9 protein-coding genes are annotated in these 12,998 nt (G+C 66.8%); 7 read left to right on the top strand and 2 right to left on the bottom strand.

The genetic code is table 11. From position 1 onward, the window contains the following. Positions 1 to 403: hypothetical protein (locus tag OXG55_08020; GenBank protein ID MCY4103188.1), on the top strand; the 403-nt coding region annotated here is incomplete at its 5' end. Between the two features lie 233 nt (positions 404 to 636). On the opposite strand, the gene OXG55_08015 is transcribed toward OXG55_08020, so the two are convergent. Next, positions 637 to 1,575 (bottom strand): hypothetical protein, encoded by a 939-nt coding sequence (locus OXG55_08015; protein ID MCY4103187.1) that lies wholly within the window; start codon positions 1,573 to 1,575, stop codon positions 637 to 639. 410 nt (positions 1,576 to 1,985) lie between these two features. Between OXG55_08015 and OXG55_08010 the strand changes: the two genes are divergently transcribed. The 6 genes from OXG55_08010 to OXG55_07985 all read left to right on the top strand — a co-directional run bounded on the left by OXG55_08010 (position 1,986) and on the right by OXG55_07985 (position 9,906). Beyond that, entirely contained in the window at positions 1,986 to 2,753 is a 768-nt protein-coding gene (locus OXG55_08010) for an SDR family NAD(P)-dependent oxidoreductase (GenBank protein ID MCY4103186.1), read from the top strand. Between the two features lie 78 nt (positions 2,754 to 2,831). Next, positions 2,832 to 3,194 carry a transcriptional regulator gene (locus OXG55_08005; GenBank protein MCY4103185.1) on the top strand — a complete coding sequence of 121 codons (363 nt, stop codon included), beginning with the start codon at positions 2,832 to 2,834 and terminating at the stop codon, positions 3,192 to 3,194. Beyond that, a complete protein-coding gene (locus OXG55_08000; protein MCY4103184.1) occupies positions 3,191 to 4,864 on the top strand; it encodes an AAA family ATPase in 1,674 nt (557 codons plus the stop codon). Before OXG55_08005 ends, OXG55_08000 begins: the two co-directional genes overlap by 4 nt. 131 nt (positions 4,865 to 4,995) lie before the next feature. Further along, positions 4,996 to 6,483 (top strand): hypothetical protein, encoded by a 1,488-nt coding sequence (locus OXG55_07995; GenBank protein ID MCY4103183.1) that lies wholly within the window; start codon positions 4,996 to 4,998, stop codon positions 6,481 to 6,483. 349 nt (positions 6,484 to 6,832) lie between these two features. Next, positions 6,833 to 8,134 carry a DUF222 domain-containing protein gene (locus tag OXG55_07990; protein ID MCY4103182.1) on the top strand — a complete coding sequence of 434 codons (1,302 nt, stop codon included), beginning with the start codon at positions 6,833 to 6,835 and terminating at the stop codon, positions 8,132 to 8,134. Between the two features lie 197 nt (positions 8,135 to 8,331). Next, entirely contained in the window at positions 8,332 to 9,906 is a 1,575-nt protein-coding gene (locus OXG55_07985) for a 4-coumarate--CoA ligase family protein (protein MCY4103181.1), read from the top strand. A gap of 15 nt (positions 9,907 to 9,921) precedes the next feature. Here the strand turns inward: OXG55_07985 and OXG55_07980 are convergent, their stop codons facing one another. Further along, on the bottom strand, positions 9,922 to 12,960 hold the full coding sequence (locus tag OXG55_07980) for a UPF0182 family protein (GenBank protein MCY4103180.1): 3,039 nt from the start codon (positions 12,958 to 12,960) through the stop codon (positions 9,922 to 9,924). Between the last annotated feature and the right edge of the window lie 38 nt (positions 12,961 to 12,998).

Below are 12,998 nucleotides of genomic sequence, written 5' to 3'. Positions count from 1 at the left end.
CCTGCGGGGCTTCGAACGCCTGCTCGAGACCGGCACCGTGGACGTCATCGGCTGCGACCCGGGCCGGGCAGAGGGCATCACCGGCTTCAAGAAGATGTCCGAGCGGGTGGAGTACTACCGCCGCCAAGCCAACGCCCACGCCTGGTCCTCGGCGATCGTGAGCGCCGCCAGCCTGGCCGTCAGCTTCTCCAGCTCGGCCTGCACGCTGTTCGAGTTCAAGCCCATCCGCAACCCCATGCACCACGACCTGGTGACCGAGCCCCCGGATCACACCGACGGCTGGGCTCATCCCCCCACCGGGCCGGGCCTTGGCATCGAAGTCATCGAGGAGGTCGTGGACTTCTACCGCCTCGAACGCCAGGGCGACGCCGCCAGCAACCCCGGCATGGGCCAACCCGGCTAGCAGCCAAGGGCCGCGCCCCCGGCCCGGACCGCTGAATCTCGTTCGGGGCCGGGGCTGCGAGCCAGATATCGGCCGGGCCCCCGCCGGGAACGGTGGATTGCGAGCGGTGCCTGGATCCGGGTTGGGGCCGCTCGGCGGTGCTCCGGCGGCCTAAAATGGCCGCCTCCGCAGCCCCCGACACCCCCAACCCTCGCTTGTCCGTTCCGGCCGCTGGGAGCCGGAGGGTCGTTTCGCTACTGGTCAGACTCCGAGGCGGCGTCGTCACCGGGCGGGCCGGTCAGCACCCGCATGTAGATGCGCCGCCGGCTCTCGAGCCAGTCAGCGATCTGATCCCAGTTCGCTCGATCGTAGCCGTCGATGTCCAGTTTGCTGTTGTGCTTGGGTCCGTATATGTGGCCCAGACCGTCTTTGGCTATCGCCTTCTCGAGTTCGCTCCTGAGGTGCTCCAAGTACGGGTCCAGCCTCTCCAATAGACCGCTCGATGGCTTGCCGAAAGAACTCGAGATGAAGATCCCAGCACCATCCACTGCCGGATACAGACTGACGCGGGCATCCAGCTGCGAGATCGGGTCGTTGACGTTGGAACCGGCATAGCCTGGCGTCGGCCTCTGGACATCCGGGTGCCGGTCGCGGTAACGAGCCCAGAAGTCTCTCTTGAGTTTCCCGAGTTCGCTGAGCTCCCCCACAGTTCGCACCCCGCGATCCCAGTCGTTGGGACGTTCGATCACCTCGAACAACGGTGCCGGTGGCGAGTCCCCGATCTTGACGGCCCTGAGCCTGACGGCAAAGAAACCGAACTCGCCCGAGGTGTGCTCGTTCAGCCAGCGGAACGCTGAAAGATGCGCCTCGTCGAAATCTCTGGCGACCCAGACAACAGTCCGCGCCTCCAACCCGGCCAGGTACGCCATCACCTGTCCCAAGTGCTGAAGATTGGCCCACTCCAGTTGATTCTCGATGAGGACCCTGGTTCCATCGGTAGGCACACGGCACACGATGTCGGCCCTCAAGTTTCCTACCAGCATCTCCTCTTCTTCAAGCTCCAGCGTGACATCCAGTACGCTGGAGAGTTTGTCTAGATTCTTCGCGAGCCACGGTGTGAAGGCGAGTGCTTCGTGCTTCCACACCTCCCTGAGGTTCACATCGGTCAACTCGCCCATATCTTCAGTGCCCATTGGTCTCCTCCTCGGGAGGTGTGCGCGCCGCAGGACCGTAGCCGGGGTGTGAAACAGGCACCCACCTGACGAACGAACCCGCGCCCGCCGGCAGGATGACCTCAGTACCGAGTACAGGTGCGTCACCGCTGGGAGCGTCGAGGCAGGGGACGCCAGGCGGGGAGCGCCAAGACGGGGGACGTCGAAGCGAGCGGCGGCGCGATCCGCCGGGCATCATCACCGGCAACCCCGTCCGCGACAGTCAGCCGGGGCGGATGGCCGGGCGCGCGCCGCTCCGGCGGATCGGCTATACACGGTCGGCGGCGTCGACCCGGCGCGGCCCGGGCCTCAATGGTCCAGCAGGAACGGGGCACCAACGGGATGCTGGCCGCTGGCCGCCAGCAACCACCGACTGTCAGCAGGGAGGAAGCATGGCTTGGGATCTGGGATCGGGGCTCGAAGGCAAGGGCGTGATCGTGACCGGCGCCGGTGGTGGCATCGGGCGGCCGACCGCGGAGATGTTCGCTGCGGCGGGCGCCAGGGTGATGGCCGTTGACCTCCGCCGGGAGGCGGTGGCCGAGGTCGTGGCGGGCATGGAGGGCGACGGCCACATCGCCGCGGGCTGCGACCTGACCGACCTCGACGCCCAGAGCGCGCTGGTGGATCGGGCCGTCGACGAACTCGGCAACCTGTACGCGCTGGCGCACCTGGCCGCGGTGCTGCGGCGCCGCAGTTCGATGGACGACGTCACCGAGGAGGACTGGGACTTCCAGATCGACACCAACCTCAAGGCCTCGTTCTTCCTGGCCCGCAGCTGTGCCAACGCCATGATCGCCGGCGGCGTGGGCGGGCGCATGATCCTTTTCTCCTCGCAGGGCTGGTGGAGCGGCGGCTTCGGGGGCTCCACGGCGTACTGCGCCTCAAAGGGCGGCATCGTGTCGATGTCACGGGGCATGGCCCGCACCTACGGCCCCCAACAGATCACCGTCAACGTCGTCTCCCCCGGCCAGGCCGCCACCTCCATGCTGCTGACCGACCTCGACCCCGCCGTCCTGGAATCGATGACCGCCGACACCCCCCTCGGCCGAATCGCCGACCCCTCCGAGATCGCCCCGGTCGTCGTGTTCCTGGCATCACAACACGCCCGCTTCGTCTCCGGAGCAACCATCAACGTCTCCGGCGCCTTGCAGATGTACTGAGCGCCGCGACGATCCAAGCCCGACCGGCCGGCACCGCCGGCGAAGCGCCAGGCAGCACTAACACGAAGAGGAATGAGGATGCCGCTCACGCGTGACTTCCAAGAGACCGTCCAAGCCCGCGCGCTCACTGACCGGGCCTTCCGGGAGAAGCTGCTTCAGGAGGGAGTGGAGTGCCTGCTTGCCGGAGACATCGAAGCCGGCAAGATCACCCTGCGCGACTACATCAACGCCACAATCGGATTCAAGAAGCTCGGGCTAATGACCGACAAGCCGCCCAAGAGCCTCATGCGCATGTTCGGACCGGCAGGTAATCCTCATGCCCGAAACATCTTCGCGATCATCGCGCATATCCAGCACCACGAAGGCATCCATCTTGAGGTGAGTGCCGTTAGGCAGTCTCACGGCACCCAACAAGCTCGGGCGAGAGGCTCCGCGACGTGAGCAAAATTCCGACAGCGGACCTGGCCGCGTTGGTAGAGCGCTTCCGCGAAGAGACCGGCTATCCGACCGACGAGGACAAGGAGCAGAAGCAGCTACGAGCCGAGTGGGCCGAGAAGCTGCGACCGGAGAATATCGCGTCGATCAGCCGCCTTGACATGTCTGCCGTCACGAATGGGTCCATATATCGAAATCCAAAATATGTTGTCCAAGTGGCACACGAGTCCGAATTCATCAAGAAGCATGAGGACGAGAAGTTCGAGAGCCTGCTGCGCAGTATTCAGCACCTGTGTTGGGGGGACGGAGAAATAGCGGCGCGTTTCGCTGAAGTGGACAGTAGGGCTGTCAAGGAAGGTGCAACCACAGAGTCCGGCTACCAAAAGATATCAGGAGGATTTTGCTCCAAACTGCTTGCAATCTGTCACCCCGACACGTTCCTGCCGATCCCCGGGCAAAATCAAGCTAATTCTTGCCGTGAGAGAGCTTTGGAACTTATGGGACTGCCGAGACCGACGGGCAAGAACTTCTGGTACAAGAGCGTCGACGCCAACGACAGGCTCCGAGAGTTCCTCTCCCCCTATTTCAGCGACGACACGTACGGGATGGCGTCGTTTCTCTACTGGCTGATGAAGCAAGAACCCCTTCCAAACGGCGGGAGGCCCGGGGAGCCAAGCACCCCAAAGGAGTTCGACAGCAGCCCGGACTTGTCAGCTTTGGCCAAGGAACTGCTTGTAGATGTCGGCTTCCTGGAGGTCATAGTCCAGCTGCTGAAGGAGAAAGGGAGGGGGCAGGTGATCTTGTACGGGCCGCCGGGGACTGGCAAGACCTACCTGGCTCAAAAGCTCGCGGAGGTGCTCGCCCCGGATGAGTCATGCCGAGCATTGGTGCAGTTCCACCCGTCGACGTCGTATGAGGACTTCTTCGAGGGGTACCGGCCGGCGGGGACCGGTGACGACGGGGGCATTCGCTACGAGTTGACGCCCGGGCCGCTGGCCCGAATGGCTGAGGATGCCAGGAACGCCCCCGCGGATCAGCAGCACGTCATGGTCATCGACGAAATCAACCGGGGAAACCTGCCGCGCGTGCTCGGGGAACTGCTGTTCCTCTTGGAGTACCGCGGCGAGAGCATCTACCCGCTGTACCGACCCGATACGCCCTTCTCGCTACCGGAGAACCTCTGGTTCATCGGCACCATGAACACCGCGGACCGGTCGATCGCGCTGGTGGACGCGGCGCTTCGGCGGCGCTTCCATTTCGTGCCGTTCTTCCCCGACAGCGGTCCGATCGCCGGTCTGCTCGGTCGGTGGCTGGAACGCAACGAGCAGCCCGCCTGGGTGGGACGGCTGGTGGACACAGTCAACGACGAACTCAAGGGCGACCTCGCCGGCTCGCACCTTCTGCTCGGTCCCAGCCACTTCATGAAGCGTTACGGCTCCACGCCGACCGAACAGCAGGAACGACTCCGGCGCATCTGGGAGTACAACATCGAGCCGTTCATCGAGGACCAGTTCTTCGGCGACCCCGACCGCATCGAGCACTACCGCTTCGACAGCGTCTACGCCCGCCACGGCCCGGCCGCCGATCCGGCAGGCGAGGCCGACGCCGACGCCGAGGATGCGACGCAGGCAGCCGCCACGCGTCCTTCGAGCGACGACGCCGCCGAAGACGTATAGAAGTGTGCCGAGCGGTCCACGCGCAGCGCCGGTCGGGTGGCCAGGTCTTGGATTCCGGCCTTCGCCGGAATGACGTCGCGGGGCGTCGGGAGCATCGCCCAGAAGTCTCCCAGGCGAGGCGGGAGACGGCGGTGGCCGCAGCGCTGACGCCGGCTGTCGAGTCGGTGCCGCCGTCGTCAGGAGCCGCAGCGGAGGCGCTCTACGAAGTTGAGAGCCCGAGGCCGGCGGTCGAGCGGCTGACGCTGCGGGAGTACGAGACCAGCGAGCCTCTGCCCCTGACCGGGGTTCAGGCACGCGCCCTCAACGGTGCCGGGGGCGGCGCGTACCTATCGGTCGAGCCAGCCGAGACCTCGGGGCGTTGGCACGTCACCGCGCACGGTCCAGCCGGAGGAGAGGCCGCGGAACGCGTCGACGCCGAGACCTCGGGATTATGGCACGTCACCGCGCACAACTATGTGGGCTCGGTTCTCACCGACGGAATCCAGGTGCGGGTCCGGCCGAAGATCCCGCTGCGGAACCTGTTCCTGCTGCTCGAAGTCGGCCTGCGGGAGCAGGACTGGCGCAACGAGGCGGCCCTCTACGAGACCAGTCAAGACCTCCTTCCGGCCATGGTGTCGTTCTTCGCCCGCACCACCGAGACCACCCTGGCCCGGGGCCTCTACCATTCCTATCTGGAGCAACACGACCGGCTGATCGCCCTGCGGGGCCGCCTCGACGTGGCTCGCCAGTTCACCCAGCCCGGCATCGCCATCCCGACGGCGTGCAGGTTCACCGAGTTCACCGCAGACCTCGTCGAGAACTCGTACCTGAAAGCGGCCGTCTCCCGGTCGCTGCGCGTCGCCGGGGTGCAACCGGCGGACCGCCACCGGCTCATGCGGCACCTCGTCACCCTCGAGGACGTGGGCGACGTGCGGCACCATCCCGCCGACTACGACGACGTGGTGTTCACCCGGCTGAACGAGCACTACAAACCGGCGCTGCGGCTGGCACGGCTGGTGCTGGCGAACCTCACCCTGCAGGACACCATCGGTGAGGCCACCGCATCGTCGTTCATGCTGGACATGAACGAACTCTTCGAACGGTTCGTGACCGAGCGGCTACGGCGCGCGCTGCGAGGACGCCTCGACGTGAAGGACCAGCACCGCGACCATCTGGACGAGGAACGCAGCGTGAGGATCCGGCCTGATCTGCTGTTCGGTCCGGAGCGGTCCCCAAGCTTCGTCGCAGACATCAAGTACAAGCTCACCGACGAGTCCGCCGGCGGGTCCAACGCGGACCTCTACCAGCTGTTGGCCTACACAACCGCGCTCGACCTGCCCGACGGAATGCTCATCTACTGCCTCGACGCCGACGATTCCGACGGAGACCCGGACGGCGATCGTTGTCTCGAAGCGGACCCGTCCGGCACGGTGGCACCGATATCAGCGGACCCCGCTGGCACAGCCGCTGTCTCGTCAGTTCGGGTGCGGCACACGGGCAGGGTGTTGCACACGTATGCGCTCGACCTCTCGGGCACACCCGAGGTCATAGGCAGAAACGTGAGTGCCCTGGCCGACTGGATCACCGATCGCGCCACGGGGGCGGACGCCGCCACGACGCCCGCGGCTCTGACAGCCTGACGGGCAGCAACCCGACTCAGGCGCTCGCCGCTGATCAGTTCTCGATTAGCGGGTCACCACCCTCTGATATCGATGTGACATCGGTCACACTCAGAAGGGTGAGCCGTCCGGAACGACTCGATGGTGGCAAGGGAGTCCGCTGACCTGGGGTTTTGGTGACACGTCCGTGCCATCTCCTCGTCCGTCCCTCAGCTATCTTCCATCCGCCCAGCGATATAGTCATACAATCATTGCTATTCGAGCTATAACGAACTATACTGGATAGAGAAGTAATCAGATGGTCGATCCAGGGAGGGGGTGAGGACCGATGGGCGGCGAGGCGACGCGAGGCACACCAGCGGCGAATGGAGTGGCCAGCGCCAGCAAGATGGACGAGTGGGCGGCACTCGGCGAATGGCTGAGTTCGCCGCCGCTGCTGCACAAAGTCGACTTGGACGTGGTGCGCGAGCAGTTGGTCTTCGTGGGACGGGCGCGGGCCTCGCTCGCCGCCTTGGAGGCTGATCTGGTGGGTGAGGTCGCCCGCCGCGAAGGCGACGCTGCCGCTGAGGAGATCCTGCGCCAGGACCAGAAGCGCTCCCGGGCCGGCGCCCGCAAGGCCGTGAAGACCGCGGCGCAGCTGGAGTGGGCGCCGCGGGTGGCCGGCAAGCTCGCCGACGGCGCCATCACCCCCGAAGCCGCCGGATTGATCCTCGACGCCGCCGGTGAGACGCCGGTGGATCACGGTGTCCTGCTGGAGGCCGCCGAGACCGAGCCCGAGGATCAGTTCCGGCGCACTCTGAAGGAACACGTCAACCAGCGCACCAGCGAAGAAGAACTCGAAGCCCGGCGCGCCCGCCAGCGGCGCCGCCGCCGCGCCTCGATCAGCGAGCAGGCCGACGGCATGTTCCACCTGTTCGCCCAGCTTGACCCCCTCACCGGTAGCCGGGTCCGCGCCGCCCTCCTCGCCAAGTCCGACGAACTGTTCCGCAACGAAGATCCCAAGGATCGCGCCACGTCGCCGCAGCGGTTCGCGGACGCGCTCGCCGAACTCCTCTGCACCGACACCGAAGCCGCGGCGCCCGCCGGCGTCGAACTGTTGGTGCTCGCCGACTACGACCAAGTTCACGACGCCATCACCAACGCCCGCCTCAGCGACGGCACACGCCTCACCGAAGCCGAAGCCCTCGCCATCGCCTGCGACGCCAAGATCCTGCCGGGCATCTTCAACAAACACACCGGCAACCCCCTCCTGGGGCGCGCACAGCGAAAGATCTCTCCCCGACACCGCAAGCGCCTCATCGCCCGCGACGGCGGCTGCATCGGCTGCGACGCCCACCACAAGATCTGCGAGGTCCACCACCTCGACCACTGGGCCCACGGCGGCGAAACCACCCTCGACAACACCTGCCTCCTCTGCTGGCGCTGCCACCACGTCCGCGTCCACCTCCACGGCGAAGAAATCACCCGCTACCCCAACGGCCGCTTCACCCTCGCACCCCCAGCCAACACCGGCGGCCAGAGCAACGGAGGCTCGCACCCACCGCCGCACAACCACCACCGAACCCACCCCCACGAAGCCGCCGCCCCGACCAGGCCTGACACCCACACCAGACAGCCCGCTGGGCCGTGCCACCAACCTCCCCTACCGACCCCCGCCCCCCGCCGATGCTGACGGCGACGCCATCAGAGACCGACGCCCGGCAGGCGGCACAGCCGGAGGCGCGAGCCGCGGCCTCAGCACGATCAGGGTTGCCGCGGCCTGCTCGCCGATCCCGGCAGACGGCACAGCCGGGGAGTCGACCGCAGCGCCGCTCCGCGGTCTCCTAGGCTGGCGAACGCTGGACATTCCCCGAGCTCTGGAGACCAACGATGGTGATCACGAGCAGCCTGCCGGACGTTTCGATCCCCAATGTCCCGATAACCCCCTACATCTTCGAGAATGCTGCCGAGCGGGCGACCAAGGCGGCGCTCGTGGACGGTCCTTCCGGCCGCACCTACGACTTCGCCACCCTGGAGATGCTGATCCAGCGGTTCGCGGGCGGGCTGGTGGCGAACGGGTTCCAGCCGGGCGAGGTGCTCATGATCCTCGCCCCGAACGTGCCGGAATACGTCATCGCCCTGCACGGCACGATGGTGTGCGGCGGCACGGTGACCACCGCCAACCCCACCTACACGGCCCGCGAGCTGCGTCACCAGATGGAGGACTCGGGCGCCACCTGGCTGTTCACGATCCCGCTCTTCCTGCCGCTGGCGCGTGAGGCGATGGCCGGCGGCAGCATCGGGCGAATCATCGTGCTGGGCGAGACCGAACCGGCCGACGACCTCCTCGACGCATTCGCGCTCGTGGGCGGCGACTCTTACGAGGGCCACGCGCCAGTGGACGCGGCCGACCACGTCGCCGTCCTCCCCTACTCCAGTGGCACGACCGGGAACCCCAAGGGCGTGATGCTCACGCACCGCAACCTCGTGGCCAACCTCGTGCAGGGCGGCTCGATGGTGGCGGCCGACTCCGATGACGTAGTGATCGCGGTCCTGCCGTTCTTCCACGTCTACGGCCTGCAGATCCTCATCAACTTCAACCTGCGCGTCGGCGCCACCACCGTCTCGCTGCCGCGCTTCGACCTCGAGCAGTTCCTGCGGGTCATGCAGGACCACGAGGTGACCCGCGCCTACCTGGTGCCGCCGATCGTGCTGGCACTGGCCAAGCACCCCCTGGTGGACCGCTACGACCTGTCCAAGCTCAAGTCCATCGTCTCGGGCGCGGCACCACTCAGCGAGGAACTCGCCAACGAGGTGACCGACCGCATCGGCGTCGAGATCCTGCAGGGCTACGGCATGACCGAGACCAGCCCGGCCACCCACGTGGCGCTCGAGGGCTGCGGCAAGCCCGGCTGCGTCGGCGGCGTCGTTCCCAGCAGCGAGTGCCGCGTCGTGGACACCTCAACCGGCGAGGACGTGGAGCAGGGCGAGTCCGGCGAGATCTGGGTGCGCGGCCCCCACATCATGAAGGGCTACCTCAACAACCCCGAGGCCACCGCCGAGACCATCGACGCCGACGGCTGGCTGCACACCGGCGACATCGGCTACATGGACGAAGACGGCGACTTCTACATCGTCGACCGGCTGAAGGAGCTCATCAAGTACAAGGGCTTCCAGGTGCCGCCGGCAGAGCTCGAGGGCCTGCTGCTGTCACACCCCGCGGTCGCCGACTCGGCAGTCATCCCGGTGCCCGACGACGAGGCCGGCGAGATCCCCAAGGCCTTCGTGGTGCTCAAGCCGGGGACCGAGGCCACTGCGGGCGAGCTGCAGGACTTCGTCGCCGGCCAGGTGGCCAGCTTCAAGCAGATCCGGGAACTGGAGTTCATCGACGCCATCCCGAAGGCGATCTCCGGCAAGATCCTGCGCCGCGTCCTACGCGACGCCGAATTGGCCAAACGCGCCTGAGTCACCGCGCCTGAACTACAGAGTGTCGCCCAGTTCCTCGCTGGCGCGGCGGATCAGTTCCTCGGCCTCCTCGATGCGCTGCTGGTAGAGGTCGAGGCGGCCGTCGCGCAGGGCGGCGTCGGCCTCGGCGAACAGCTCCACCGCCCGCTCGATCAGAGCACCGACCTCGTCGGGAACTTCGCCCGGTGGCACCGGCGGGGACGGAGCGGGGACAGGCTCAGGGGGGGCCGGAACGGGCTCGGGCAGCGCGGGAGCGGGCTCGGGCGGGGCGGGCGGCGCCTCGGCAGGTTCGGCCGCCGCGATCTCCGCCGCCAGCCCTGCCGTGTTGCCCACGCAACTCGACGCAGAGGCATCCTGGGAGTCCGACACCAGCGTCAGGCCGAACAGGCCGCGCAGCGCCTCGTCCAGCGTGGGACACATCACCACGCGCTCACCCAGAACGGCGATGACCTGCTGCAACTCGGGCACCGGCGGGCTCTGCGCCACCACGTACAGCGGCCGCACGTAGAGAATCGAGTCCTCCACCGGCACGAGCACCAGGTCGCCGAACTCGACCCGTGAACCCTGCTGGTTGAGCAGCGTCACGACCCGGGAGATGCTCGGATCGCTCTGGATCTTCGAGTTCACCAGCGCCGGGCCGTCGGTCAGGCCGAGCGGCTCCACCCGGTACACGACCAACTCCCCGTACTCGTCCGGATCGCTCTTGCCGACCATGAAGGCGGTGAGCTCGCGCCGGGTGTCCTCGGTGGAGACCGGCACGTACGAGCGGAGGATCACGAAGTCCTGGTCGTCCTCCTCGGGCAGGCGCGTCAGCAGGTAGTAGGGGTCGATGCGCGCCTCCCGGGAGGGCTGCTGCACCACACCGTCCGGCGTGGTGATCGGAGAGGTCAGGACACCGGTGACGGCGCCGGGATCCTGGGCCACGGACCAACCCTTGGCCTGCTCGTAGAACTCCTGGGGATTGTCGAGCTGGTAGCGGGCCCAGACGTTGGTCTGCACCCGGAACAGGTCCTCCGGATAGCGGATGTGCTCCATGAGCTCCGCCGGCATGTTCTCGAAGTCATCGAAGAGGTCCGGGAAGATGTTGCGGTAGGCCCGCAGGATGGGATCGTCGGGGTCGACGACGTACAGCGTGGTGGTGCCGTCGAAGCCGTCCACCACGGCCTTCACCGAGTTCCGCACGTAGTTGAAGCGGTGGCGCAGGCCGCTGTTGTCGCCGAGCTGCTCGGTGTCGGCGCGCTGGCCGTAGGGGAATTTCGACGTGGTCGTGTAGGCGTCCACGATGTATTGCACCCGTCCCTGGGCCAGCACCGGGTACGGGTCGTTGTCGATGTGCAGGAACGGGGCCAGCTTCTTGACGCGGGCGCGCACGTCGCGGACGTAGATCACCTTGCTCTCGTCGGTGATGAAGCCCGAGAGCAGCGGGTCCACCTCCCAGAACCGCAGCGCGAAGGACGCCTGCCGGAAGAAGCCGCCGATCTCCACCCCGCCGTCGCCCTGGTAGGTATAGGACGCCTCCTCGCCGGTGGCGGTCGGAACGTCCACCTCCTGGCGATCGGTCTTGACGATGGCGTAGCCGTCGAGTTCCTCGCCGTAATAGAGCCGGGGCTCGTCGAGGGGAATGTCCAGATTGTTGCTGACCGGCAGCCCGCCGATGCGGAAGTCGGGCAGTCCCGCCTCCACGGTGTTGGCCGGTGCGAGGGCCACGCCGAAGCCGTGGGTGAACGTGAGCGTGCGGGCCTCCCAGGAAGTCTGCGGGAGATTGCCGGGATTCAACTGGCGCGCCCCCAAGACGACCGGCGTCACCTGGCCGTCGATCTCGTAGCGGTCCACGTCCAGCACCTCGGAGAACTGGTAGTAGTTCCGCTCGCCCTCGCGGTTCTCATAGGTCAACGGGAGGATCGCGGGATCCAGCAGCGGCAGGTTGCCGATGATGTCCTCGCTGCGAGCGACCGCGTCGTAGGTCAGCCCCCCGGTTGAGTCGAAGGTGCGGATCTTCACGTCGTCGAGCCCCATGGCCAGGCGCGTGGAGGCGATGTTGTACTCGATGTACTCCTGCTCACGGGTGGATTCCGCGGGCTCCACCCGCAGGCGTTGGATGACGAGCGGGTAGATGCCGCCCATGACGATCGCCACGAACGCCCAGAGCCCCACCGCCAGCGTGGGCAGCACCCAACCCTTGAGGCGGATGTTCACGATCAGCAATACGAACGCCAAGAGCGAGATCAGGATGAGCAGCCAATGCACCGGCAGCCGGGCGTTCAGGTCGGTGTAGGTGGCGCCGTCCACGACACCCGATGTGGAGGTCGTCAACTCGTAGCGGCCCAGGAAGTAGTCCGCCGCCTTGATGAGCGCAAGGGCTCCCAGCAGCACCGAGAGATGCGCCTTGACCTGCGGCGTGACGCGCTGTCCTTGGTTCTGGAGACGGATCCCGCCGTTCACGTAGTGGGCGATGGCGGTGATGAAGAAGGTGAGCAGGACGACGTTGAACAGCCAGTTGACGACGTAGGTGAGGAACGGCAACTGGAAGACGTAGAACCCCACGTCGTTGCCGAACCAGAGGGCGTCGATGGGATCGATGGCACCGAATTCCACACTGTTGGTCAGCAGGAGCCATTCCTCCCACTGATCGGAGGCGCCGGCGCCGATCGGCAGAGCGAACAGCAATGTCACGCCGAGGCGCACCAGGCGCGGCCGCTGCCCGAGCGACTCGTGATAGCGCGTCAGCACGTCCTCCTCGGGGCCGCGCGGGCGATGGGCGGGAGCCATCCGGTCGGCGATCGAGAGGTTCCCGTAGAGGAGGGCGAACAGAACGGCAATGAAGATGAGCGCCAGCACGATCCGGGAGACGATGATCGTGCGCCAGACATCGGCCTGGCCCAGGGCGTCGAACCACAGGAAGTCCGTGTAGAAGCCGGCGGCGCCGCGCAGCGACACCAGCACGATGATCACCGCCGCGATGGCGACGAAAAGGCCGCGTCGCAGACGACGGGAACGGACGGGCGCAGGAGGCGTTCGCGGACCGCCCGGACCCCGCGGCCCTGTCATCGACATGGCGGGCAGCCTACTGCGGGCGAGGTGGTTTACCCGCC

This window comes from bacterium (assembly GCA_026708055.1).
Lineage (GTDB): Bacteria > Actinomycetota > Acidimicrobiia > Acidimicrobiales > CATQHL01 > VXNF01.
This window is presented reverse-complemented; position numbering and strand designations above follow the sequence as displayed.